We start from the raw sequence: 24,422 nt of genomic DNA, 5'->3' as shown, positions 1-24,422 counted from the left end.
CCGCGTGGCACTCGTGTAACGGCAGGCCGGGATGGCACGCTCTCCAGACATGACGCTCTCTCGGCTCCAGCTCCGGACGGTCGGACCGATCGCCGCGGTCGCGACGCTGCTCGCGGCCGCCGGCGCCGCCTCGGTCGCTCCGTCGTCGGCGGCGGACATCACGACCTGCCGCGGCCAGCTCCCGACGATGGTCGCGACCGCCGACGGGCAGACGATCACCGGCACCGACGGCGACGACGTGATCATCGCGTGGGGCTTCGCCGACGTCACCGTGAACGCGGGTGCCGGCAACGACCGGATCTGCGGCGATCCCGTCGCCGTTGACGGCGGCGACGGCAACGACACGATCTTCACCGTCGGCGGCACGGTGAACGCCGGCGCGGGCAACGACGTGGTCTCCCACGCCGGCGGCACGACCGACGGTGGCCCGGGCAACGACCGCATCGTGCAGCGCCAGTTCGGCTCCGCGCGCGGCGGCGAGGGCAACGACGCCGTGACCGCGCGGATCCACGTCGGCGCCGTCGACCCCGCACTCGCCCCGTGGGAGACGGCGATCCCGGCCGGCGCCCCGGTGTTCGACCTGGCCGGGGACGCGGGCCCGGACCGGCTCACCGTCAGCGCCCCCACCGACGGCACGACCAGCAAGCGCTGCCCGGCGTGCAAGCTGAGGGTCGACGGCGGCGACGGGAAGGACACGGTCGTGGTCCGCGGTGTGGGTGCCCGGATCCACCTCCAGGCGGGCACCGCGCGGTTCGCGGGCACCAAGGCCCGGGTGCGCAACGTCGAGAACGTCATCGGCACGGCCGGTCCCGACGTCATCGTCGGCGACGCCGGCCGCAACACCCTCAGCGGCAAGGGCGGCCGCGACCGGATCTACGGCGGCCCCGGCGGCGACCTGCTCAAGGGCGGTGCCGGCCGCGACCTCCTCGTCGGACAGGGCGGCCTCGACGGCGCGCTGGGCGGGCGCGGGATCGACCGGTGCTTCGCCGAGCTGTCGCAGAACTGCTGACGTCGTCCTCTCGTGGTCGTCGCTGGAGGTTCCTCCAGGGTGCGGGCCACCCGAAGAACTTCCGGTGATGGCCACTAGGCTGAGGACACTCACGTCTCGTGGAACAGGAACCCGGTGCGAGTCCGGGGCGGTTCCGCCACTGTGAGGCCGCTCCCGGGTGAGGGTGCGGCCGAAGCCAGACACTGGCCACGGGACCTCCGTCGAACAGGGGCGAGAACCCCAGGAGAAACCAGATGCGACTGGCGCTGTTGTCCACCTCCGACACCGACCTGCTCTCGGCCCGGGCCTCGGGTGCCGACTGGCTCTGGGCGAACCCGGCACGGGAGCTCCCCGACCTGGGCGGCGTCGCCCTGGTCGTCGTCCGCCTGCTGGGGTCGCCGCACGACCTCGAGCCGTGGCGAGCGGAGCTCTTCGCCGGAGACCGGCCGGTGGTCGTGCTCGGGGGCGAGGCGCAGCCGAGCGCGGAGCTGATGGAGCTCTCGACGGTGCCGATCGGAGTCGCGGCCGAGGCCCACCGCTACCTCGCCGAGGGCGGGCCGGCGAACCTCGCCCAGCTGCACGCCTTCCTCTCCGACACGGTGCTGCTCACCGGTGAGGGCTTCGAGCCGCCGGCGGTGGTGCCGGGCTGGGGCTTTGCTCGTCGGGAGGGTGGTTTCGAGACAGGCGCTAGCGCGCCTTCCTCAACCATCGAGACGGTGGTTGAGGTGCGAGGGCCGCTAGGCCCGAGCCTCGAAACCACCGCGGCCCTGCCGCGCGTCGGCGTGCTCTACTACCGCGCCCACGAGATCAGCGGCAACGACGCCTTCGCGCACGCCTTGGCCGACGCGATCGACGCGACCGGCGAGGCCGTCGGCGTACCCGTCTTCGCGGGCAGCCTGCGGTCGGCGCCCGACGAGCTGTACGACGCGCTCGGCACGCTCGACGCGCTCGTCGTGACCGTGCTCGCGGCCGGCGGCAGCAGGCCGGCCGGGGCGAGCGCCGGGGGAGACGACGAGGCGTGGGACGTCGAGCGACTGCGGCGCCTCGACATCCCGGTACTGCAAGGGCTCTGCCTGACGACCAGTCGGGAGGAGTGGGAGGCCTCCGACGACGGCGTCACCCCGCTCGACTCGGCGACCCAGATCGCGATCCCCGAGTTCGACGGGCGGATCATCACTGCGCCGTTCTCCTTCAAGGAGGTCGACGCGGACGGACTGCCCCGCTACGTGGCCGACCCCGAGAGGTGCGCCCGCGTGGCGGGGATCGCGGTCAACCACGCGCGGCTGCGGCATATCCCGAACGCCGAGAAGCGGATCGCGCTGATGCTCTCGGCGTACCCGACGAAGCACTCGCGGGTCGGCAACGCCGTCGGCCTCGACACGCCGGTGAGCGCGGTGCGACTGCTGCGCCGGATGCGTGCCGCCGGGTACGACGTCGGTGACGTGCCGGGGCTCGACCTCGCCGATGACACCGAGGCCGGCGACGCGCTCATCCACTCGCTGATCGCCGCGGGCGGCCAGGACGAGGAGTGGCTGACCAGCGCCCAGCTCACCGACGCGCACGTGCGCATCACCCGGGCGGAGTACGACGCGTGGACCGCCGACGTGCCGGCGCCGTTGATGGACGCGATGGTCGAGGCGTGGGGAGAGTCGCCCGGGCGGCTCTTCGTCAACGATGCCGGGGAGATCGTGCTCGCCACCATCCAGGCGGGCAACGTGGTGCTGCTGATCCAGCCGCCGCGCGGGTTCGGCGAGAACCCGGTCGCGATCTACCACGACCCGGATCTGGCACCCTCGCACCACTACCTCGCGGCGTACAAGTGGGTCGAGCACGGCTTCCGCGCGCACGCCGTCGTGCACCTCGGCAAGCACGGCTCCATGGAGTGGCTGCCGGGCAAGAACGCCGCCCTGTCGGCCTCCTGCGCGACCGACGCGGCGATCGGAAACCTGCCGCTCGTCTACCCGTTCCTCGTCAACGATCCGGGCGAGGGCGCACAGGCCAAGCGCCGAGCCCACGCGACGATCGTCGACCACCTGGTGCCGCCGATGGCTCGGGCGGAGACGTACGGCGACATCGCGCGCCTGGAGCAGCTGCTCGACGAGCACGCCAACATCGCCGCGATGGATCCGGCCAAGCTGCCGGCGGTGCGCGGCGAGATCTGGCAGCTCATGCACGCCGCCGAGATGCACCGCGACCTCGGGCTCGACGAACGTCCCGAGGACGACGACTTCGACGACTTCCTGCTCCACGTCGACGGCTGGCTGTGCGAGATCAAGGACGCCCAGATCCGCGACGGGCTGCACATCCTCGGGCAGGCGCCGTCCGGCGAGGCTCGCGTCAACCTCGTGCTCGCGATCCTGCGGGCCGCGCAGGTCTGGGGCGGTGAGGCCAACGCCGTACCCGGGCTGCGGATGGCGCTCGGCCTCAAGGACGGCGAGTCGGTGACCGCGGTCGACGCCATCGAGCAGCAGGCGCGCGAGCTGGTGCAGCGGATGGAGGAGGCCGACTGGTCGCCGGCCGCCGCGACCGGGCTGCACGACAACCCCGAAGTGCAGCGGGTGCTGCGCTTCGCGGCCGACCAGGTCGTGCCCCGGCTGCGGCGTACGACCGACGAGCTGGACGCCGTGCTGCACGCCCTCGACGGCGGCTTCGTGCCCGCCGGACCGTCGGGCTCGCCGCTGCGCGGCCTGGTCAACGTGCTGCCGACCGGCCGCAACTTCTACACGGTCGACCCGCGGGCGGTGCCGTCGCGACTGGCCTGGCAGACCGGGCAGGCGATGGCCGACTCGCTGCTCCAGCGCTACGTGGACGAGACCGGCGACTACCCGTCGTCGGTGGGCCTCTCGGTGTGGGGCACATCCGCGATGCGCACCTCGGGCGACGACGTGGCGGAGGTGCTCGCGCTGCTCGGCGTACGCCCGGAGTGGGATGAGATGTCGCGGCGGGTCAGCGACCTGCGCGTCGTGCCCTTCGACGAGCTGGGCCGGCCGCGCATCGACGTGACCGTGCGGATCTCGGGCTTCTTCCGCGACGCCTTCCCGCACGTGGTCGCGATGCTCGACGACGCGGTGCGGCTGGTGGCCGGGCTCGACGAGCCCGACGACCGCAACTTCGTGCGCGCCCACGCCCGCGCCGACCTCGCCGCCCACGGCGACGAGCGGCGGGCCACGACCCGCATCTTCGGCAGCAAGCCGGGGTCGTACGGCGCGGGCATCCTGCAGGTCATCGAGTCCGGGTCGTGGCGCTCCGACGAGGACCTCGCCGAGGTCTACACGGCGTGGGGCGGCTTCGCCTACGGGCGCGACCTCGACGGCGCACCGGCCGCCGACGACATGCGCACGGCGTACCGCCGGATCAAGGTGGCCGCCAAGAACGTCGACACCCGCGAGCACGACATCGCCGACAGCGACGACTACTTCCAGTACCACGGCGGCATGGTCGCGACGGTGCGCGCGCTCACGGGCACGGATCCGAAGGCGTACGTCGGCGACTCGACCTCGCCCGATGCGGTCCGGACTCGCACGCTCCAGGAGGAGACCAACCGGGTCTTCCGGGCGCGGGTGGTCAACCCGCGCTGGATCTCGGCGATGCAGCGGCACGGCTACAAGGGCGCGTTCGAGCTCGCGGCGACCGTCGACTACCTCTTCGGCTTCGACGCGACGGCCGGGGTGGTCCACGACTGGATGTACGAGTCGCTGGCCCGGGAGTACGTGCTCGACGAGACCAATCGCGAGTTCATGGGCCGCTCCAACCCGTGGGCGCTGCGCGGGATCGTGGAGCGGTTGCACGAGGCGGCCGACCGTGGCTTGTGGGAGTCGCCCGACCCGGACACCCTTGCTGCCATGCAGCAGGTGTACCTCGAGCTCGAGGGCGATCTGGAGGACCGCGGGTGAGCGCGTCGGTGCGGAGCGGCGGTGAGCCAGCAACCTTCTCGTCGTCCAGATCGGTTGCCTGCTCACCGCCGCGCGGTGCGACGACCGGGCAGCGGTGCGTGAGCAACCTCTTCGTCGTCCAGAACGGTTGCCTGCTCACCGCCGGGCGCACGGCCGGACGGACGCCGTGAAGCGGGTCCGCGTGATCGGCGTCGGCCCGGGCGACCCCGACCTGGTCACGCTGGAGGCGGTGCGCGCGCTGCGCGAGGTCGACTACTTCGTGGTGACCGACAAGTCCGGTCGGGGCGGCATGCCCGACCCGCTGGTCCACGCCCGCGAGCGGCTGCTCGACCGGCACCTGGGCCGCGAGCCGGTCGTCGTGCGCGTCGACGACCCCGAGCGGGAGCGACGGCCCGACCGGACCGCCACCCAGGAGCAGTACGACGCGGCCGTCGCGCAGTGGCACGAGGCGCGGCAGGAGGCGTTCGCGCAGGCGCTGGAGTCGCGAGCGGGGGAGGCCGGCTTCCTGGTGTGGGGCGACCCGGCGTTCTACGACTCGACGATCCGGATCCTCCAGTCGCTGCAGGAGCGGGGCCGCCTCGACCTGGTCCTCGACGTGATCCCGGGCATCTCCAGCATCCAGCTGCTGGCCGCGCGGCACCGCATCGTGCTGCACGAGGTCGGCCACGCACTGCACGTGACCAGCGGCCGACGGCTTCAGGAGGCGGTCGAGCAGGGGCAGGACAACGTCGTCGTCATGCTCAACCGGGTCATCGAGCTGCCCGGGCTCGACGACTGGTCGATCTGGTGGGGCGGCAACCTCGGCACCCCGGTCGAGGAGCTGGTCGCCGGCCGCGTCGGCGACGTGCTGCCCGAGATCGATGCCGCTCGTGAGCGGCTGCGGACGGCGGCCGGCTGGGTGATGGACATCTTCCTGCTGAGGCGGGACGCCTGATGGTCCGCCCGCCCGCGCACACCGTGCTCGTCGTACCGGTGCCGGAGCTGGAGCGCTTCGTGCGCGAGCGCACCGAGCACTACGACGCGTCGTTCCTCTCGGCCGACCCGGCGTTCGTGCACGCGCACATCACGGTGCTCGGCCCGTTCCTGCCCGCGCCGGCCGCCGCCGACCTCGACCTGGTCGCGGCGATCGCGGCCGGTGTGCCGGCGTTCGACTTCCGCCTGGAGCGGCTGGGCGAGTTCCCCGACGGGATCATCCACCTGCTGCCCGACCCCGACACGTCCTTCCGCGAGCTGACCCGGCGGCTCGTCGCGGCGTTCCCGCAGTGCCCGCCGTACGGCGGCGCCTTCCCGGAGCCGATCCCGCACCTGACGCTCGACCAGCGCGCCGCGGGCATCGACCCGGAGTCCGTGCGCGCCGCACTCGGCGCCGAGCTCCCCGCGAGCTGCCGGGCCGACCGGATCGCGCTGCACCGCTACGCCAACCACGACTGCCGGGTCCTGGCTGACTGGAAGCTCGCATGAAGGCCGTCGTCGACAGGGCGCACCGTTCGCCTCACGTGTCACAGTGCTCGGGGACAGCCCTCGGTTCACCGGGTATTCCCGCGCGTTCTGACCCCGCCCGCCTCCGACCGGTCGAGCTCCCATGACCGGCCTCCTCGTCGCCGGCACCACCTCCGACGCCGGGAAGAGCATCGTCACCTCGGGGCTGTGCCGGGCGTTGGTCAGGCGCGGCGTCAAGGTCGCGCCGTTCAAGGCGCAGAACATGTCCAACAACTCGATGGTCGTCGTCGGCCCCGGCGGCAGCACCGGCGAGATCGGCCGTGCCCAGTGGGTGCAGGCGCTCGCGGCCGGCGTCGAGCCCGAGATAGCGATGAACCCGGTGCTGCTCAAGCCCGGCAGCGACCGTCGCAGCCACGTGGTGGTGCTCGGGCGGCCGGCGGGCGAGGTGTCCGCGCACGACTTCGTCGCCGGGCGGGCGCATCTGGCGCGTGCGGCGTACGACGCCTTCGACGACCTCTCGTCGCGCTTCGAGATCGTCGTCGCGGAAGGTGCGGGGAGCCCGACGGAGATCAACCTGCGGTCGAGCGACTACGTGAACCTCGGCCTAGCCCAGCACGGCGGGCTCGCCACGGTGCTGGTCGGCGACATCGACCGCGGCGGGGTCTTCGCGTCGCTCTTCGGCAGCGTCGCGCTGCTTGCACCGGAGGATCAGCGGCTGGTGGCGGGCTTCGTCGTCAACCGGTTCCGGGGCGACGAGACCCTGCTCGCACCCGGCCTGCGCGAGCTGGAGTCGCTGACCGGGCGGCGGGTGTACGGCGTACTCCCGTTCAACAGCGACGTGTGGCTCGACAGCGAGGACACCCTCGACGTCGGCGACCGGCGCGTCCTCGACGGTCCCGCGCCGTTGCGCGTCGTCGTGGTGCGGTCGCCGCGGATCAGCAACTTCACCGACATCGACGCCCTCGGGCTCGAGCCCGGCGTCGACGTCGTCTACGCCTCCGACGGCCGCTCGGTCGCGGACGCCGACCTCGTCGTACTGCCCGGCTCGCGGGCGACGCTGGCCGACCTCGCCTGGCTGCGTGGTCGTGGCATCGATCGGGCCGTGGCCGCGCACGCCGCCGCGGGCCGGCCGGTCCTCGGTATCTGCGGCGGCTTCCAGATGCTCGGCCGGACGATCTCCGACCCCGACGGCGTCGAGGGCCCTCCCGGCGCGGCGACCGACGGCCTCGGGCTGCTCGACGTCTCGACGACGTTCGCCGCGGAGAAGGCGCTGCGGCTCCTGCGGGGCAGTGCGCTCGGCACCCAGGTCGGGGGCTACGAGATCCACCACGGGCGGGTGACGGCGGGATCGGGCGAGGAGTTCCTGGGCGGCGTCCGCGACGGCCACGTCTTCGGCACGATGTGGCACGGCTGCCTGGAGCACGACGACTTCCGTGCGGCCTTCCTCGGCGAGGTCGCCCGGCTCACCGGGCACGTGTGGACGCCGTCGGGGGTCAGCTTCCTGGCCGCGCGGGAGCGCCGCCTCGACCTGCTCGGCGACCTCGTCGAGCACCACCTCGACGTCGACGCGCTGCTCGACCTGGCCAGGTCCGGCCCGCCCGCCGGCCTGCCGGTGCTGCCGCCGGGGGACCGGCGATGAAGGTGCTGGTGCTCGGCGGTACGGCGGAGGCGCGGTCGCTCGCCGCGGCACTGGTCGACGACGGCGTCGACGTGACCACCTCGCTGGCCGGCCGGGTCGCCGAGCCGCGACTGCCGGTCGGAGCCGTGCGCGTCGGCGGGTTCGGCGGCGTGGCCGGGCTCGCCGCGTACGCGCGGGACTTCGACGCGATCGTCGACGCCACCCACCCCTTCGCCGCGCAGATCTCGGCCCACGCCGCGGCGGCCTGCGACGACGTACCTCTGCTGCGGCTGCAGCGGCCCGGCTGGGCCGACCGGTCGGCGCCGGCGTGGGTGTGGGTCGACGACCACGACGCGGCGGCGGCCGCGGCCGCTGAGCTGGGGGAGCGGCCGTTCCTGACCGTCGGGCGACAGGCGCTCGGTCGCTTCACGGGACCGCTGGCGGGCGCGTCGGTGCTGGTGCGGGTGGTCGACGATCCGGAGGTCGCCCTGCCGGACACCTGGGAGGTGCTGCGCGATCGGGGCCCGTACGCGCTCGAGGACGAGACGGCGCTGATGCAGGGGCACGACGCCGACGTGCTGGTGACCAAGGACTCCGGCGGCGACCACACCTGGCCGAAGATGCAGGCCGCGGCCGGCCTCCGGATCCCGGTCGTGGTGGTGCGGCGGCCGTCGACGCCGGCCGGAGTGACGACCGTCAGCGGCGTCGACGACGCAGTGCGATGGGTGCGATCGCGGCCAGCGCCCCGACCCCGACCCGCCGCGCCAGCCGGCGGGCCCGGGTGATGTCGTGACGGTCGGGAGCGCGTCCGTCGCCGAGCACCTGCCGGTCCTCGGTCCGGCCGCCGTACGCGTTGACGCCCCCGAGCCGCACGCCGAGCGCTCCGGCGAACGCCGCCTCGACCGGCCCGGCGTTCGGGCTGGGGTGGCCGCCGGCGTCGCGCCGCCACGTCCGCCAGGCGGCGCGCCGGTCGTGGCCGAGCATGACCGTCAGCGCGGCGGTGAGCCGCGCGCCCGGCAGGTTGAGCAGGTCGTCGAGTCGGGCCGCCGCCCAGCCGTAGCGCTCGTAGCGCTCGTTGCGGTGGCCGATCATCGCGTCGAGGGTGTTGGTGGCCCGGTGGGCCAGCAGCCCGGGCACGCCCGCGACGGCGCCCCAGACCAGGGGCGCGACCACGGCGTCGGAGGTGTTCTCGGCGAGCGACTCGATGACGGCGCGCGCCACACCGGCCTCGTCGAGCTCGCTCGTGTCGCGGCCGACCAGGTGGGTGAGTCGCTGCTGCGCTGCGGGCAGGTCTCCCGCGGCGAGATGGGCCTGCACGGCCGCGGCCTCGCGGTCGAGGGAGCGGCCGCCGAGGACGACCCAGGTCGCGATGGCCGTCGCGACCGGACCGGCGCGGCGCACCCCCACCGAGGTCGTCGCGCCGACGAGGATGGCCACGTGCACCGCGCCGGCGCCGCGGCGGTCGGCGTACGTCAGTCGCTCCAGGGCCGCCGCCGCGCGCCCGAACCCGGCCACCGGGTGCCAGCGTGCCGGGTCGCCGAGCACGCGGTCGGCGGCGAAGCCCGCCGTGAGTCCGAGCAGCCGTCCCGAGAGTGGAGTCATCGATGAGGGTCCTGGTCACCGGCGGCGTCCGATCCGGCAAGTCGCGGCACGCAGAGGGCCTGCTCGCCTCGGCCACGGCGGTGCGGTACGTCGCGCCCGGGCCGGTGCGCGACGACGCCGACTGGCAGGAGCGGATCGCGGCCCATCGCGCGCGCCGCCCGGCGCACTGGTCGACCGTCGAGACCGGCGATCTGGCGACCGCGCTGACCACCTCGGACGCCGTCCTCGTCGACTGCCTCGGCACCTGGCTGACCCGGCTCGTCGACGACGCCGGCCTGTGGGACGCCTCGATGCCCGATCTGTCGGATTACGTCGACGAGCAGGTCGATCGGGCCCTGGAAGCACTGTCGGCGGCCGGTGGCACCGTGGTCCTGGTCAGCAACGAGGTCGGATGGGGGGTGGTGCCGGAGCACCGGTCGGGCCGGGCCTTCCGTGACCTGCTCGGGTCGGTCAACCAGCGGTTCGGGGCGGTCTGCGACGAGGTGCACCTGGTGGTGGCGGGGAAGGTGCTGCGCCTCTGACCTCACAGCCATGCCCAGGTGAGCAGCATGGTGGCGAGGGCGAGTTCGATCGCGGCACCGAAGACGTCGCCGGTGACGCCCCCGAAGCGAGTGGTCGCCCGGCGTACGAGCACGAGCACGGCCAGGCCGCCGGTGACCGACAGCAGCACGCCGCCGAGCACCGCGACGGGCAGTGGCACGGTGCGGGTGTAGGTGACGCCCAGGCCGTCGGCGCGCGCCGCCGGTACCCGCGTGCAGCAGACGACCCAGAGCGCACAGCGCGACAGGCAGACGAGCGCGCCCGCGAGCGCGGCGAGCGCGATCGAGTGGCTGTAGGCCGTCAGCGCGGCCGCCTGCGTGCCGGCCACCACGACGGTCGCGGTGACGCCGGCCGGGCCGCTGGTCCCGGTCTTCATGACGGCGAGCGAGCGCTCGCGGTCGTACGACGCCGTCAGCCCGTCGGCCACGTCGGACAGGCCGTCCCAGTGCAGGGCCCGCGATCCGGCGGCCAGCGCGCCGACGGCGACGAAGGTGACCGCCAGCGGAGGAAGGGAGGTGAGGTCGCCGAGCCACAACAGCATCGCCACGAGCACGCCGAGGGGGAGCACGGCCAGTGGCGCCAGCAGCATCGCGGTGCGCGCGGTGCGGCGATCGACGCGCGTCGGTGGACGGACCGGCAGCGCCGTCAGGGTGCCGGTCGCCAGGCGCCAGGCGTCACGCATGGTCGTCACGCTCGGTCGTTACGCACGGTCGTCGGACGGCAGCAGCTCGGAGAGCAGCGCGACGTCGCGCAGGAGGGCGACCGCACTGCGCAGCACCGGCACGGCGGCCACCGCGCCGCTGCCCTCGCCGAGCCGCATGCCGAGGTCCAGCACCGGTTCGAGCCCGAGCTTGGCCAGCGCCAGCGACTGGGCGGGCTCGGTCGAGCGGTGGCCGGCCGCGAACCACGCGGCCGCCCCCGGCTCGATCCGGTCCGCGGTGAGGCCGCAGGCCACGGCCATCAGGCCGTCCAGCAGCACCGGGACGCCCTGCCGGGCCGCCTCGAGCAGATAGCCCGTGCTGGCGGCGAGGTCGGCGCTGCCCAGCGCGGTGAGGCAGTCGACCGGGTCGCCGAGGCGTCCGCCGGCCCGGTCGAGCGCCCGCTGGACCACGGCCTGCTTGTGCGCGAGCGCGTCGTCGGCCACGCCGGTGCCCCGGCCGGTCACCTCCGGTGCCGGCAGGCCGAGCCCGGCGGCGACCAGGGCCGCGGCGGGCGTGGTGTTGCCGATGCCCATGTCGCCGCTGAGCAGCAGCTGGGCGCCGCCGGCGATCTCCTCGCGGGCCACGGCGGCTCCGACCGCGAGGGCCCGGTCGGTCTCGTCGGGCGTCAGGGCGTCCTCGAGGTGGATGGCGCCCGATCCGCGGCGCACCTTGTGCCGGCGGACGTCGTCGGGCACGCCGTCGAGGTCGTCGTCGACGCCCAGGTCGAGGACCCGCACGGAGACGTCGTGCGCCGCCGCGAGCACCGAGACGCCCGCGCGGCCGGAGACGAAGGTGCGCACCATGGCGGCCGTGATCTCGGGCGGATACGCCGACACGCCGTGACGCGCGACGCCGTGGTCGCCGGCGAAGATCACCAGCCGGACGTTGTCGAGGGCGGGTGGCGGCACCGTGCCCTGGGTCGCGGCGAGCCAGACCGCGAGGTCGCCGAGCCGCCCCAGCGCCCCGGGAGGGGTAGCCAGGGCGGCCAGGCGCTCGGCCGCCGCGGCGGCGACCGAGGACGGCGGCGGCGCGATCACAGGCTGGCTGCCAGCTCGCGTCGGTCGGCGAGGCCACGCTCGTGGCGATGGAGCCGACCGATCAGGCCGGTGAGTCCGATGCCGATCACCGCCCACAGCGTGGCCAGGGTCAGCAGCGAGGCGCGCCGGAAGTACCAGAGCACGTCGGCGGGGAAGTCGCCGATCTCGTTGACGGTCGGCATCATCCGGCCCGCGACGACGACGGCCACGACGTATACACCGGCGCCGGCGAGGACGGCGCCGTACGTGCCGATCTCGTCGAGCAGCCGGATGGCGAGCAGCGACGAGAACGCCGCGAACGCGACCGAGATCAACACGAAGCCGAAGTAGTAGCTCGTGCGGTCGCCGATCGTGTCACCGGACCCGACGGCGGGCGGGGTGGCGGGGTACTTCAGGAACGGCACCAGCGCCACCGAGACGAAGCCGATCAGGCTCACCAACGCGGTCGACTGGCCCGGGGAGAGCCGGCCGATGCGGCCGACGACCGAGGCGGCGACCAGGGCGACGAGGCCGCCGACGGCCACGCCCACCGCGAGGCTGCCGGTCAGCAGGCCCCAGGTCCGCTGGTGCTGGCGGGACACGGTGGTGCCCTCGTCATCGTGGGAGTGTGCGGTCTCCGTCGCGGCGGGATCGTCGGCGGAGGCCGCCTCCTCCAGCGCGATCGCGGTCTCGACGTGCGGCTCGCCGACCTGGTGGGCGACGAGGAACGTCGCGAAGCCGGAGAGGAGGCCGATCAGCAGCCCCCGAACCAGGAATGCTCGTGCGGTCATCGTCCCGGCCCTCTCAGTGGCAGGGGTAGCCGAGCAGGTGCCGGCCGTCGTGGACCCATTCGTGGATCGCGTTCCCCGACGGGATCGAGATCGCGCCCTGGTCGGCGCTGATGAAGAACAGGATGAGCAGCCCGAGCAGGCCGAAGAAGAGCGCCCAGGGGGCGATCTCGCGGAGCGGGATCGAGGGAACCTCGGCGGTGGGTGCAACGGGGGCAGCAGACGTCTGCGACATGTGTCCTCCTCAGGGATACGTGCGTCCCTGGTCGTTGGGGATTGGACGGACACTCGGGTCTGACTCCAGCTCCCACCTCGCCTCTCGGCGTCGCGGAGGGCTGTCACAGTAGCGCGACTGTGCCGGATTCCCACCGGCTTCCTCGTGCCCGCGAGCGTCAGCCTAGGGCATCGGAGCGCAGTGCGGACAGGGCATCGAGGAGTGATCTGCTTCGCGCCGGCGGGCGGACCGCGATGCGTACCCAGGCCGGCCCGAGTCCGGGGAACGTGTCGGCGCGCCGTACGGCGATGCCGGCGTCGCGCAGCGCTGCGTGGACGCCCGCTCCCACCTCGGCGAGCACGAAGCTCGCGCGCGATGGGACGTGCCGAACACCCATGGTTGACAGGGATTCCTCCAGGTCGCGACGCCATGCGTCGATCTCCAGGGCCCGCCGCTCGGCCTCGGTCAGCGCCTCGGCGGTCGAGCACGCGACCATCGCGGCCGCGGCGGCGCTGGACACCGACCACGGCACCTGCCCGTCGCGCAGGTCGCGCACCACGTCGGGCTCGGCGAGGACGTAGCCGGCGCGGACGCCCGGGATGCCCCAGTGCTTGGTCAGGCTGCGGATCACCAGCAGTCCGGGGTGCCGCTCGCCCGCGAGCGTCTCGGGCTCGCCGGGCACGGTGTCCATGAAGGCCTCGTCGATCACGACGAGCCGGTCCTCGCGCAGCAGCTCGCGGATCGTCGCGCGCGGGTGCAGCACGCCGGTCGGGTTCGTCGGGTTGCCGATCACGACCAGGTCCGCGTCGTCGGGAATCGCGGCCGGGTCGAGTCGGAACGGCTCGGCCAGCACGACCTCGGTGACGGCGTGACCGGCCTGGCGGAGCGCGGCGTGGGGCTCGGTGAACTGCGGGTGCACCACTGCCGGGCGCCGCCACGGCCGCAGCCGCGCCACCAGTGAGAACGCCTCGGCGGCGCCGGCGGTCGCCAGTGCCTCGGCCGGGTCCCGGCCGTGGCGGGCAGCGACGGCGCGCTCGGCCTCGGTCGCGGACGGGTAGCGCGCGGCGTCGTCGAGGCTGGCCTGCAGGGCCAGGTCGAGCCAGGCCGGGCGCGGCCCGTCGTAGACGTTGACGGCGAAGTCGAGCAGTCCGCCGCGGGCCTCGACGTCGCCGTGATGGCGCAGTGGGTCAGGCACGCGTGGCCGCCCGGGCATGGACCGCCGCCGCGAACCGCCCGGCCAGCTGGGGGTGGCCGGCCCAGTGGGTGTGCAGGTACGACGCGTGCAGGCTGTCGGACGCGAAGCCGACGTCGACCCCGTCGACCGTCCACGCGGCCCGGCCGGCGGTCATGGGCAGCACCTGGGTGCGGTGGAACTCGTGCCCGGTCAGGGTCTCGCCGGCCCGGTTCAGCAGGTTGTCGGTGGTCGCCGTCATCGTGGGATACCGCAACGTCAGGCGTTCGGTCATCACCGCCTCGGCCGGGATCGCGCCGACCATCGGAGAGGAGTCCAGTGACCGGCAGAGATAGAGCAGCCCGGCGCACTCGGCCACGGTCGGGACGCCGTCCGCGAGCGCCGCCGCGAGTTCGCGCCGGAGCACCACGTTGTCGGTGAGCTCGCGGGCGTGCACCTCGGGGAACCCGCCCCCGAGGTAGATGCCCGCGGTGCCGTCGGGCAAGCGCGGATCGACCAGCGGGTCGAAGCTCACCACCGCGCACCCGGCCGCCCGGAGCAGCTCCTCCGTCTCGGCGTACCGGAACGTGAACGCCCGCCCACCCGCCACCGCCACCACGGGCCCGCCGCCGGTTGAGGTACCAACGGTGGTTGAGGAAGGCGCGCTGGCGCCTGTCTCGAAACCACCCCGCGTCGGGGGTCCTCCCGCGGTTGAGGCGCGAGACGCGCTAGCGCCGCCAACGGTGATTGAGGAAGGCGCGCTGGCGCCTGTCTCGAAACCACCCCACGTCGGGGCTCGTCCCGCGGTTGAGGCGCGAGACGCGCCAGCGCTGGTACTGAGGTGCGAGCTCGCGAGCCTCGAAAACCCGGAGTCCCGCAGCGCCACCGCCGGATCCCACGGCTCCGCATCGAGCTCGGGAGCGGATCGCGCGAGGTCGAGGACGGCGTCGAGGTCGACCAGCTCCGCGATCCGGTCGGCGATCCGGTCGATCGCGTGGCCGGCCTCGTCCCGCTCGGCCGCGGGGACCAGCCCGAGATGCCGCGACGGTACGCCGAGCTCGGGGTCACGCCCGATGGTGCCGAGCACGGGCAGGTCGACGGCGTCCGCGACCTCGCGTGCGTGCCGGGGCGAGCCGGCCCGGTTGAGGATGACGCCGGCCACCCGCACCCGGGGGTCCCAGGTCGCCATGCCGTGCACGACCGCGCCGATCGATCGCGACGAGCGCGAGATGTCGACGACCAGGACGACGGGCGAGCGGGTCAGCGTCGCGACGTGTGCGGTCGAGGCGAATCCGGTCCCGCCGATGCGGCCGTCGAAGAGGCCCATCACGCCCTCGATGACCGCGACGTCGGCACCGCGGGCACCGTGCAGCAGCAGCGGCACGATCCGCTCCTCGCCGACGAGGTGTGGGTCGAGGTTGCGGCCGGGTCGCCCGCAGGCCAGGGCGTGGTAGCCCGGGTCGATGTAGTCGGGACCGACCTTGTGGCCGGACACGACGTGGCCGGCGCGGGACAGCGCGGCCATCAGCCCGATCGAGACGGTCGTCTTGCCCTGCCCGGTGGCCGGCGCGGCGACGACGACCCGCGGGAGGCTCACCACTCGATGCCTCGCTGGCCCTTCTGGCCGGCGTCCATCGGGTGCTTGAGCTTGGTCATCTCGGTGACCAGGTCTGCGGCCTCGATCAGCCGAGGGTCGGCGCGGCGCCCGGTGACGACGACGTGCTGGCGGCCGGGGCGGGTGGCGAGCGTCTCGACGACGTCGTCGACGTCGACCCAGCCCCACTGCATGGGGTAGGTGAACTCGTCGAGGACGTACAGGTCGTGCGCCTCCGCGGCGAGTCGGCGCTTGACCTCGGCCCAGCCCTCGGCGGCGTCGGCGGCGTGGTCCTCCTCGGTCCCGCCGCGGCGCGACCACGACCAGCCCGAGCCCATCTTGTGCCACTCGACCGGGCCGCCCTCGCCGGTCTGCTGGTGCAGCTCGCCGAGACGTTCGAGCACGGTCTGCTCGCCGATGCGCCACTTGGCGGACTTCACGAACTGGAACACCCCGATCCGCCAGCCCTGGTTCCAGCCGCGGAGTGCGAGTCCGAAGGCGGCGGTCGACTTGCCCTTGCCGTCGCCGGTGTGCACCGCGAGCAGCGGGCGGTTGCGGCGCTGGCGGGTGGTCAGCCCGTCGTCGGGGACGACCGACGGCCGGCCCTGCGGGGCCATCAGGCGGCCCGCCCGTCGCGCACCGCGCCGGTGAGGGCGTCGGCGCTCACCTCGGTGACCGGCAGGTGCTCGGCCCGCAGGTGTTCGGCCAGCACGGCGGCGAGCCCCAGGCGGAGCGGGCCACTCTCGCAGTCGACCACGACGGCGCTGGCCCCGGTGGCGGCGACGGTCTCGGCGGCCCGGCGGGAGCGCGGCACGGCGTCTCGTCCGGAGGTCGCGCGGCCGTCGGTCACCACGACCAGCAGCGGACGGCGCCGCGGGTCGCGGATCCGCTCGACCTCGATCACCCGGGCCGCTTCCAGGAGGCCCTCGGCGAGCGGGGTGCGGCCGCCGGCCGGCAGCGCGTCGAGGCGGGTGGCGGCGATGTCGACCGAGTGGGTGGGCGGCAGCGCCAGCTCGGCCGCGGCGTCGCGGAACGTCACCAGCCCGACCTTGTCGCGGCGCTGGTAGGCGTCGAGCAGCAGCGAGAGGATCGCGGTCTTCACCTGCTCCATCCGCCGGCGCGCGGCCATCGAGCCGGAGGCGTCGACGCAGAACAGCACGAGGTTCGACTCCCGTCCCTCGCGGGCGGCACGGCGCAGGTCGCCCGGCAGCAGGCGCAGGGCACCGCCGGCGCGTCCCCGCGCGACCTGGTGGGGTGCGGCGGCGCGGATCGTCTCGGGCAGGTGCAGCGGGCCGCGGCCGTCGGTCGACGTACCGATCCGGCGGCCGTTGTCGGTCCGGGCCCGGCTGCGGCGGCCGGCCTCGCCGGCGCCGGTGCCACGGGCGGTGAGCAGCCGGGCGCGGTACGGCGTGCCGCCGCTCACGGTGGTCGCCGAGGAGGCTGCGCCAGCGGCGGCCGGGGTGCGATCGGGGCGAGGCTCGTCAGCGCCGTTCCCCGGGACGTCATGCGCCTCGTGGGAGGGGTTGCTCTCTTCGTATGACGTCCCGCCGTCCGGCCGGGGGTCAGTCGGGCCGTCCGGCGTGGGATCGGGGTCGGGATCGGGGTCGGGGTCGGGGTCCGGCCCGAGCACCTCGTCGAGCAGGTCCTCGTCGAGACCGGGGGCGTCGAAGGGGTTGCGTCGGCGTCGGTGCGGGAGGGCGAGGCGAGCGGCGGCCCGGACGTCCTCGGTGGTGACCTCGGCGCGGCCGTGCCAGGCGGCGTGCGCCACTGCGGTGCGGGCGGTCACGATGTCGGCGCGCATCCCGTCGACCTCGAACGCCGCGCACAGCTCGGCGATCTGCAGCAGCGCCGCGTCGGACAGCGCGACGTCGGCCACCCGGGCCTGGGCGGCGCCGATGCGCTCGGTGAGGTCGCGCTCGGCGTCGGCGTACGCGGCGGCGAACCCGTCCGGGTCGGCGTCGTAGGCCATCCGGCGCCGCACGACCTCCATCCGCGCCCCGGGGTCGCGTGGCGCGCGCACCTCGACGGTCAGGCCGAACCGGTCGAGGAGCTGCGGTCGGAGCTCGCCCTCCTCGGGGTTCATGGTGCCCACCAGCACGAAGCGGGCCGCGTGCGAGACGGAGACGCCGTCGCGCTCCACGGTCGAGCGACCCATCGCGGCGGCGTCGAGCAGCAGGTCGACGAGGTGGTCGTGGAGGAGGTTGACCTCGTCGACGTAGAGGATGCCGCGGTGCGCCCGGGCGAGCAGGCCGGGCTCGTACTCGGTGCGGCCCTCGGAGAGCGCGCGTTCGAGGTGCAGCGAGCCGAGCACCCGGTCCTCGGTCGCGCCGACCGGCAGCTCGACCAGGCGCACCGGGCGGGTCTCGACGGGTGCGTCGTGGGCGAAGGGGCCGTCGGGGGAGAGCGGCGCCGGATCGCGCGGGTCGCTGGAGAAGCGGTCGCCCGCGACGACGTCGATCCGGGGCAGCACCGCCGCGAGCGCGCGGACGATGGTCGACTTCGCGGTGCCCTTCTCGCCGCGCACGAGGACGCCGCCGATCTCGGGTGACACCGTGGTGAGGATCAGCGCGAGCGCCATGTCGGTGCGGCTGCCGGGCTCGTCGGAGTCGACGACGGCACTGAAGGGGTAGTGCTGTGGCATGAGAGGCTCCCGCTCGCTAGCCAACGGACATCGGAGTGATGCGTGGCGCGAGGCCGGTCTTCGGACTTTCCAGGTCTGTGCCTGGATCACCGCAGCGGGCCTGTGCCGGACTCTCACCGGCTTCCCAGATTCTCCCCACAGAGGGGCACCTCGTGCCGAGGTCAGGTTAGCGCCTCGGCCTCGGCGTGCAGCCGGCGGCCCGTCTCGGTGCCGCTCAGGCGGGCGCGGAGCGGCGGCTGCCGTGCCTTAGGGTCGGGCGCGTGCCCGAGCCGGACCAGTCCCGTGTCGCCGTCGTCGGCATCGGCGCCGACGGCTGGAGCGGACTGACCGACGAGGCGCGCTCCCGGGTGCGGGACGCCGAGGTGCTGCTGGGCGGCGACCGCCACCTGCGGCTGGTCCCGGACCTGCCGGGTCAGGTACGGCGGCCCTGGCCGCGTCCGCTCGCCGACGGACTGGGCCCGCTGCTGGCCGAGCACGAGGGGCGGCGGGTCGTGGCGCTGGCGTCGGGCGATCCCTTCGTCTCGGGCATCGGTACGACGCTGGTCCGACTGCTCGGCGCCGACCGGCTCGACGTGCTGCCGACGGTCTCGTCGGTCGCGCTGGCGCGCGCCCGGATGGGCTGGTCGGCCGAGTCGTGCGCGGTCGTCACCACCGTCGGTCGCGATCCGCACGCGGTGCTGCGTGAGCTCGCGCCGGACCGGCGGGTGCTGGTGCTGTCCTCCGACGCGGACACCCCGGCGGCGTTGGCGGCGCTGCTCGTCGACCGGGGGTACGGCGCGACCGGGATGACCGTGCTCGGCGACCTCGGCGCCGACGACGAGTCGAGGGTGGCGGCGACCGCCGAGAGCTGGAGCGGCACCGTGCCGGCCCTGAACGTCGTGGCGCTGGAGCTGCGCGGACCGCTCGTCGGCTCGTGGGTCGCCGGCCTGCCCGACGACGCGTTCGAGCACGACGGCCAGCTCACCAAGCGGGACCTGCGGGCGAGCGCCCTGGCCCGGCTCGCGCCCCAGCCCGGCCAGCTCCTGTGGGACGTCGGCGCCGGCGCCGGGTCCGTCGGCATCGAGTGGCTGCGCGCGCACCCGACGTGTGCGGCGGTCGCGGTCGAGGCCGACCCCGACCGGCTGGCGCGGACCGCCCGCAACGCCGCGCGGCTCGGCGTTCCTCGGCTGCAGACGGCGGGCGGGCGGGCGCCCCGGGCGCTGGCCGACCTGCCGGCCCCGCACGCGGTGTTCGTCGGCGGCGGCGCCACCGCCCCCGGCCTGCTCGACCTGTGCCGCGCCCGGCTGCGCCCCGGAGGCCGGCTGGTCGTGCACGGGGTCACCCTCGAGACCGAGGCGCTGCTCGCCGCGGCGTACGCCGAGCACGGCGGCGAGCTGACCCGGCTGGCGGTCGAGCACGCGGCACCGATCGGGTCGTTCACCGGCTGGACCCCGGCCCGGACCGTTACCCAATGGAGCTGGAGCAAGCCATGACCGTGCACTTCGTCGGCGCCGGACCCGGTGCGGCGGACCTGATCACCCTGCGTGCTGCCGCGCGGCTGGCCGCCGCCGACGTGGTGCTCTACCCGGGCACCTACCTCGACGACGCGGTGCTCGCGCACTGCCGTGAGGGTGCGCGGCTCGTCGACACCCAGGACCTCGACCTCGACGGGATCGTCGCCGAGCTGGTCGGCGCCCACGGGGCCGGACTCGATGTCGTGCGTCTGACCTCCGGTGACCCGTCGGTCTACTCCGCCGTCGCGGAGCAGACCCGCCGCCTCGATGACGCCGGCGTGCCCTGGGACGTCACCCCCGGGGTGCCGGCGTACGCCGCGGCCGCCGCACTGGTCGGCCGCGAGCTGACGGTGCCGCTGGTCTCGCAGTCGGTCGTGTTGACCCGCACCCAGGCCCGGTCGACGGCGATGCCCGAGACCGAGTCGCTGGCGGCGTTCGCGGCCACGCGGGCCACCCTGGTGCTGCATCTCGCGATCACCCGGACCCGGGAGCTGATGGCCGAGCTCGAGGGCGAGTACGGCGCGGACTGTCCCGTCGTGGTCGTGCACCGGGCCTCGCAGCCCGGCGAGCAGGTGCTCGTCGGCACGGTCGCCGACATCGCCGACCAGGTCGAGGCGGCCGGGCTGCGGCAGGCCGCCGTGATCCTCGTCGGCCGAGCGCTCGCCCGCGACGGTGGGGAGTCCTGGCTGTACGCCGGCTCGCGCCGGCGTGAGATTCGCCCTGTCTAGACAGGGATTACGGACGGGCAGGGCTGGAAAGGACTGGGGGCAGCCGCCGCGAGACGGAGCGGACGGCACCCGAATCCCGGAAAGGGACCCCATGACCAAGCGCCTTCTCCCGGCGGCTGCTGCTGCCGCCCTCGTCCTCGCCCTCGCCACCGGCTGCGGCGGTGACGGTGACGGCGGCGGCCGCCCGTCGGTGGACGAGCTCTCGCAGGGCATCCAGGACAACCTGGGTGACCAGCTCGGCGACGCGATGACCGACGACGTCGCCGACTGCATGGCCGAGGCGTTCCACGACTCCGACCTCTCCGACGAGGCGCTGCAGGCGATCGCGGACGGCGACGAGGACTACGACCCGAGCGACGAGGACAAGGACGCCCTGGGCTCGCTCACCAGCGAATCGGTGGCCACGTGCGCGGCGGAGCTCGCCGGCCAGTGAGCCCGGCCTGACGTCAGCCGACCGAGCGCGGTGTCCACACCGCGCCGGTCGGGCTGACGATCGTCCGTGACGCCCCGACGATCAACAGGCACTTCATGTCGATCGTCGCGGCGTCCAGTTCGGCGAGCGTGGTCACGGTCAGCGACTCCCCGGCCCGGCCGACATCGCGGCCGACGACGACCACGGTGTCGGGGGAGCGGTGCTCGAGCAGCACCTTCCGGGCCTCCGCGACCTGATGCGTGCGCGATCGCGACGCCGGGTTGTAGATCGCCAGCACCAGGTCGGCCGCCGCGACGGCGACCAGCCGACGCTCGATCACCGGCCACGGCTTGAGCCGGTCCGACAGGCTGAGCACCGCGAAGTCGCCGCCGATCGGCGCGCCGGCCCGGGCGGCCACGGCCTGCACCGCGCTCACTCCCGGCAGCACCCGCACGGGCACGTCGGCGTACGCCGGGTCGGTCGCGGCCTCGTAGACGGCCGCGGCCATCCCGAACACGCCCGCGTCCCCGCCCGACACCACCGCTACCCGCTCGCCGGCCCGCGCGAGATCGAGCGCCAAGCGGGCCCGGTCGATCTCGACCGTGTTGCCCGAGGCGTGCCGGGTCAGGCCCGCGCGCTGCGGCACCCGGTCGACGTACGGCGCGTAGCCGACGACGTGGTCGACCTGCGCCAGCGCGGTCGTCGCCTCGGGGGTGAGCCACCGGTCGGGGCCCGGCCCCAGCCCCACGACGAGCAGCTCGGCGGCTCGGGACGCCTCGACGTGCTCGGTGCCGGCCGTGCGGCGACCGATGCCGTGGCGCGAGTCGCCCGCGACGATGATCAGCGAGAAGTACGGCACCGAGTCGGGGTCGACCTCGGCGACCGGCAGCGAGCGTTCGGCGGGCATCGAGGCCCGTTCGACGTACACCGCCTGGTCGAGCCGGCCCGCCGCCTCCAGGGCGCGGCGCACGGCGGGAAACGTGCGGCCGAGCTTCATGATGATCGCGCCGTCGGTGTCGGCCAGGCGTCGGGCGAGCTCGGGCTCGGGGAGGGTGCCGGGCAGCACGGCGAGCACGTCGGTCTGCCGCACCAGCGGCGCGGCGGCGGTGGCCGCCGCGGCGGCGAACGCGGGCACGCCCGGCACGATCTCGGTCTCGTACGTCGGGGCGAGCCGGTCGTGCATGTACATGAACGACCCGTAGAAGAGCGGGTCCCCCTCGGCCAGCAGCACGACGTCGCGGCCGGCGTCGAGGTGCGCCGCCAGCCGGGCCGACGACTGCTCGTAGAACGCCGCCATCGCGCCGGCGTACCCGCCCGGATGCGTGGTGGCGCCGGTCGTCACCGGGTAGCGGAGCTCCTCCTCGATCACGCCGTCGGGGATCAGCGCCGCGGCGATCCGGCGCGCGTTCGAGCTCTTGCCGACGCCGGCGTGGTAGGCGACGACGTCGGCGGTGCCGATCAGGCGGGCGGCCCGGAGCGTGATCAGCTCGGGGTCGCCGGGGCCGACGCCCACGCCCCGGAAGCGACCCGGGGTCGTCACTCCTCCTCCTGCGCCAGCGCGTTGACCGCGGACGACGCCATCGCCGAGCCGCCGCGCCGGCCGCGCACGGTCACGAACGGGACGTCGACGCCGTGCTCCGTCGCGAAGGACGCCAGCGCCTCCTTCGACTCCGCGGCCCCGATGAAGCCGACCGGGCAGCCGACGATCGCGGCCGGGCGGGGCGCGCCGTCGAGCAGCATCTCGAGCAGGTGGAAGAGCGCCGTCGGGGCGTTGCCGATCGCGACGACGGCGCCGTCGAGCAGCGGCTCCCACAGCGACACCGCGGCGGCGGTGCGGGTCGTGCCCCAGGCGCCGGCCAGGGTCGGCACCCGCTCGTCGGTCAGGAAACAGTGCACCTCGTTGCCCGCGGGCAACCGCCCGGCCGTGATCCCCATCGCGACCATTCGGGCGTCGGTGAGGATCGGCGCGCCCAGCATCAGCGCGGTGCGCGCGGCGGCGACCAGCCGCGGGTGGACCACGAGGTCGGCGACGAGGTCGGTCTGGCCGCTGCCGTGGATCATCCGGACGGCCAGCTTCTCGGCGTCCGCCGGTAGGCCGCCCAGGTCCGCCTCGCGCCGGATCGTCGCGAAGGAGTCGACGTAGATCGCCGGCCCGTCGTCGACGTACTCGTACCGCTGGGGCGGCCGGCGCAGCGCGCTCGTGTCGGTGCTCATGCCACCGCCTCCGGCACGAGTACGCCGCGCCACGGCGTCACCACCAGGTCTCGATCGCCGGCGCCGAGTGCCGGGTCGAGGAGACCGCCCACCGCCGGCACGTGCCGACCGCCGGGCACCGCGCCGTACGCCAGTGGTGGCGCGGGTGCGGGCAGCCGGGGATCGGGCGGCCTCGGGCCCGCCAGGGGCGAGCCGAGCTCGGAGATGTGCCACTCGCTCGTGCGGACGCTCACGAACGCCGCAGCCAGCGCGACGAGCTGCGCCGGGGCCTCCTCGAGCGGGACGACCTCACCCCAGGCCCCGGCCACCCGCAGCTGCGCCACCCGGGCGTCGAGGGCGACCAGCCCGAGGTCGGTGGGGCGGTCGAGCAGGTCGCCGCGGCCGTCGTCGAGCACGAAGAGGAACCGGCCGGACAGGTGGGCGAGCGCCGGCTCGGCGCACAGCAGCCGGTCGAGGTCGGCCACCACCGGGCGCAGATCGGCGCGGCCGCCGGCGAGTCCGGTCTGCGGCGAGCTCATGATGTTGCGGGCGAGCTCGTGGCTGCGCGAGGGCAGCAGCCCGGTCGCCTCGAACGCCGCGACCACCTCCGCGGTGACCCGGGGGATCCCACGCACCTGCAGGTTCGCGCGGCGAGTGACGTGCACGTCGCCGTCGCCGTACGCCGCGGCCACCTCGGTCAGGGACCGGAGGCCGGCCACCGGTAGCCGCCCGCCGGCCAGGCGGAGCCGCACCAGGTCTCCGTCGGCGGCGGGCCAGGGGCGGAGCACGCCGGGGCAGCGGTCGGGTCGGGTACGGGTAGCGGTCACGGTTCCTCCGCGGTCAGGGGCTCGTGCGCGGAGCCCGCGGGGTTCCTCGCGGCTGGTGCCGGGAGGGCCAGCAGGTCTTCGGACTCGGGATCGACCGGCACGGGACGCCTTCCCAGGACGCCTGTCTCGACAGGGAGGTCCCAGTGGCTTGCATGTCCCGCCCGTCACCCTCACCGCTGCGCGTCAGTCCCGGAGTTGCACCGGGTTCCCTGACCACCGAGGTGGCACGACTGGCAGGGGCGACGTTAGCAACTGCCGATCCGGGGTGGGCGCTCGCGGCCGTGTTCGGGGCCCAGGCTCCTGGCCGAGGTGGGATATCTCGCACCGCGTCGAGGCGCCGGGTGGGTGGCCAGAACTGCTACGTTGCGGGTGCCGTGGTGCACGGGAAGCCGGTCTGATGCCGGCGCGGCCCTCGCCACTGTAGCCGTCGAGCGAGACGGCCCTTGCGGAGCAGTTCGGGCTGCTTCGGACCACTGGGCGCGAGCCCGGGAAGGTCGGCCGTCGAGCGTTGACACGGAAGCCAGGAGACCGGCCACGGCGCATTGATTCCACGAGGGTTTGGA

Annotated in this window: 20 protein-coding genes, 1 pseudogene and 4 riboswitches; of the genes and pseudogenes, 10 read left to right on the top strand and 11 right to left on the bottom strand. The window is 74.5% G+C overall.

Annotated elements, in window-relative coordinates; all coding sequences use genetic code 11:
* The first annotated feature begins 49 nt into the window (after positions 1–49).
* From KM427_RS14170 to KM427_RS14145, 6 genes are all read left to right on the top strand, one after another.
* Entirely contained in the window at positions 50–1,009 is a 960-nt protein-coding gene (locus tag KM427_RS14170) for a calcium-binding protein (protein ID WP_215524276.1), read from the top strand.
* A gap of 59 nt (positions 1,010–1,068) precedes the next feature.
* A riboswitch (cobalamin riboswitch) is annotated at positions 1,069–1,214 on the top strand.
* A 28-nt stretch (positions 1,215–1,242) separates the two neighbouring features.
* Positions 1,243–4,881: a cobaltochelatase subunit CobN gene (locus KM427_RS14165; protein WP_215524275.1), complete on the top strand. Its 3,639-nt coding sequence runs from the start codon at positions 1,243–1,245 to the stop codon at positions 4,879–4,881.
* Between the two features lie 166 nt (positions 4,882–5,047).
* The gene (cobF, locus tag KM427_RS14160; RefSeq protein ID WP_215524274.1) at positions 5,048–5,815 is read left to right on the top strand and encodes a precorrin-6A synthase (deacetylating); all 768 of its coding nucleotides are present in this window, start codon (positions 5,048–5,050) and stop codon (positions 5,813–5,815) included.
* Entirely contained in the window at positions 5,815–6,342 is a 528-nt protein-coding gene (locus KM427_RS14155; protein ID WP_215524273.1) for a 2'-5' RNA ligase family protein, read from the top strand. Before cobF ends, KM427_RS14155 begins: the two co-directional genes overlap by 1 nt.
* A gap of 121 nt (positions 6,343–6,463) precedes the next feature.
* On the top strand, positions 6,464–7,960 hold the full coding sequence (locus KM427_RS14150) for a cobyric acid synthase (RefSeq protein ID WP_215524272.1): 1,497 nt from the start codon (positions 6,464–6,466) through the stop codon (positions 7,958–7,960).
* Complete coding sequence (locus KM427_RS14145; protein ID WP_215524271.1) at positions 7,957–8,724, top strand: cobalt-precorrin-6A reductase; 768 nt, start codon at positions 7,957–7,959, stop codon at positions 8,722–8,724. The genes KM427_RS14150 and KM427_RS14145 overlap by 4 nt, the downstream gene beginning before the upstream one ends.
* Here KM427_RS14145 and KM427_RS14140 read toward each other — a convergent pair.
* A complete protein-coding gene (locus KM427_RS14140) occupies positions 8,636–9,541 on the bottom strand; it encodes a cobalamin biosynthesis protein (protein ID WP_215524270.1) in 906 nt (301 codons plus the stop codon). The genes KM427_RS14145 and KM427_RS14140 overlap by 89 nt on opposite strands.
* 2 nt (positions 9,542–9,543) lie before the next feature.
* On the opposite strand from KM427_RS14140, the gene cobU reads away from it, so the two are divergent.
* The gene (cobU, locus tag KM427_RS14135; RefSeq protein ID WP_215524269.1) at positions 9,544–10,062 is read left to right on the top strand and encodes a bifunctional adenosylcobinamide kinase/adenosylcobinamide-phosphate guanylyltransferase; all 519 of its coding nucleotides are present in this window, start codon (positions 9,544–9,546) and stop codon (positions 10,060–10,062) included.
* A 2-nt stretch (positions 10,063–10,064) separates the two neighbouring features.
* On the opposite strand, the gene KM427_RS14130 is transcribed toward cobU, so the two are convergent.
* From KM427_RS14130 to KM427_RS14095, 7 genes and pseudogenes are all read right to left on the bottom strand, one after another.
* Positions 10,065–10,763, bottom strand: a complete 699-nt coding sequence (locus KM427_RS14130; protein WP_215527631.1) for an adenosylcobinamide-GDP ribazoletransferase — start codon at positions 10,761–10,763, stop codon at positions 10,065–10,067.
* A gap of 18 nt (positions 10,764–10,781) precedes the next feature.
* The gene (gene cobT, locus KM427_RS14125; RefSeq protein ID WP_252274495.1) at positions 10,782–11,819 is read right to left on the bottom strand and encodes a nicotinate-nucleotide--dimethylbenzimidazole phosphoribosyltransferase; all 1,038 of its coding nucleotides are present in this window, start codon (positions 11,817–11,819) and stop codon (positions 10,782–10,784) included.
* The gene (locus tag KM427_RS14120; RefSeq protein ID WP_215524268.1) at positions 11,816–12,589 is read right to left on the bottom strand and encodes a CbtA family protein; all 774 of its coding nucleotides are present in this window, start codon (positions 12,587–12,589) and stop codon (positions 11,816–11,818) included. The genes cobT and KM427_RS14120 overlap by 4 nt, the downstream gene beginning before the upstream one ends.
* Positions 12,590–12,602: 13 nt before the next feature.
* Positions 12,603–12,821: a CbtB domain-containing protein gene (locus tag KM427_RS14115; protein ID WP_183594470.1), complete on the bottom strand. Its 219-nt coding sequence runs from the start codon at positions 12,819–12,821 to the stop codon at positions 12,603–12,605.
* Between the two features lie 157 nt (positions 12,822–12,978).
* A pseudogene (gene cobBC, locus KM427_RS25535) lies at positions 12,979–15,571 on the bottom strand (bifunctional hydrogenobyrinic acid a,c-diamide synthase/histidinol phosphate aminotransferase CobBC).
* Positions 15,565–16,182 carry a cob(I)yrinic acid a,c-diamide adenosyltransferase gene (cobO, locus tag KM427_RS14100; RefSeq protein ID WP_183594473.1) on the bottom strand — a complete coding sequence of 206 codons (618 nt, stop codon included), beginning with the start codon at positions 16,180–16,182 and terminating at the stop codon, positions 15,565–15,567. The pseudogene cobBC and the gene cobO overlap by 7 nt, the downstream one beginning before the upstream one ends.
* Entirely contained in the window at positions 16,182–18,206 is a 2,025-nt protein-coding gene (locus tag KM427_RS14095; RefSeq protein WP_252274493.1) for a VWA domain-containing protein, read from the bottom strand. The genes cobO and KM427_RS14095 overlap by 1 nt, the downstream gene beginning before the upstream one ends.
* 34 nt (positions 18,207–18,240) lie before the next feature.
* Positions 18,241–18,374, bottom strand: a riboswitch (cobalamin riboswitch).
* Between the two features lie 92 nt (positions 18,375–18,466).
* Here KM427_RS14095 and cbiE point away from each other — a divergent pair.
* The 3 genes from cbiE (at position 18,467) to KM427_RS14080 (ending at position 20,860) form a co-directional block, all read left to right on the top strand.
* The gene (gene cbiE / locus KM427_RS14090; RefSeq protein WP_215524265.1) at positions 18,467–19,678 is read left to right on the top strand and encodes a precorrin-6y C5,15-methyltransferase (decarboxylating) subunit CbiE; all 1,212 of its coding nucleotides are present in this window, start codon (positions 18,467–18,469) and stop codon (positions 19,676–19,678) included.
* Positions 19,657–20,427 carry a cobalt-precorrin-4/precorrin-4 C(11)-methyltransferase gene (locus tag KM427_RS14085; protein ID WP_252274490.1) on the top strand — a complete coding sequence of 257 codons (771 nt, stop codon included), beginning with the start codon at positions 19,657–19,659 and terminating at the stop codon, positions 20,425–20,427. Before cbiE ends, KM427_RS14085 begins: the two co-directional genes overlap by 22 nt.
* Positions 20,428–20,518: 91 nt before the next feature.
* On the top strand, positions 20,519–20,860 hold the full coding sequence (locus KM427_RS14080) for a hypothetical protein (protein WP_183594479.1): 342 nt from the start codon (positions 20,519–20,521) through the stop codon (positions 20,858–20,860).
* A 13-nt stretch (positions 20,861–20,873) separates the two neighbouring features.
* On the opposite strand, the gene KM427_RS14075 is transcribed toward KM427_RS14080, so the two are convergent.
* The 3 genes from KM427_RS14075 to KM427_RS14065 are packed head-to-tail and all read right to left on the bottom strand — an operon-like array spanning position 20,874 to position 23,859.
* Positions 20,874–22,379, bottom strand: a complete 1,506-nt coding sequence (locus tag KM427_RS14075; RefSeq protein ID WP_215524264.1) for a precorrin-2 C(20)-methyltransferase — start codon at positions 22,377–22,379, stop codon at positions 20,874–20,876.
* Entirely contained in the window at positions 22,376–23,053 is a 678-nt protein-coding gene (locus KM427_RS14070; RefSeq protein WP_183594483.1) for a precorrin-8X methylmutase, read from the bottom strand. The genes KM427_RS14075 and KM427_RS14070 overlap by 4 nt, the downstream gene beginning before the upstream one ends.
* Complete coding sequence (locus KM427_RS14065) at positions 23,050–23,859, bottom strand: ferredoxin-like domain-containing protein (protein WP_252274488.1); 810 nt, start codon at positions 23,857–23,859, stop codon at positions 23,050–23,052. Before KM427_RS14065 ends, KM427_RS14070 begins: the two co-directional genes overlap by 4 nt.
* A 52-nt stretch (positions 23,860–23,911) precedes the next feature.
* Positions 23,912–24,109: riboswitch (cobalamin riboswitch) on the bottom strand.
* Positions 24,110–24,217: 108 nt separating this feature from the next.
* Positions 24,218–24,410, top strand: a riboswitch (cobalamin riboswitch).
* Positions 24,411–24,422 lie beyond the last annotated feature (12 nt).

The sequence above is a fragment of the Nocardioides sp. LMS-CY genome, from assembly GCF_018732145.1.
GTDB lineage: Bacteria > Actinomycetota > Actinomycetes > Propionibacteriales > Nocardioidaceae > Nocardioides > Nocardioides soli.
Note: the sequence above shows the minus strand (reverse complement) of the source record. Positions and strands in the feature narration are given on the sequence as shown.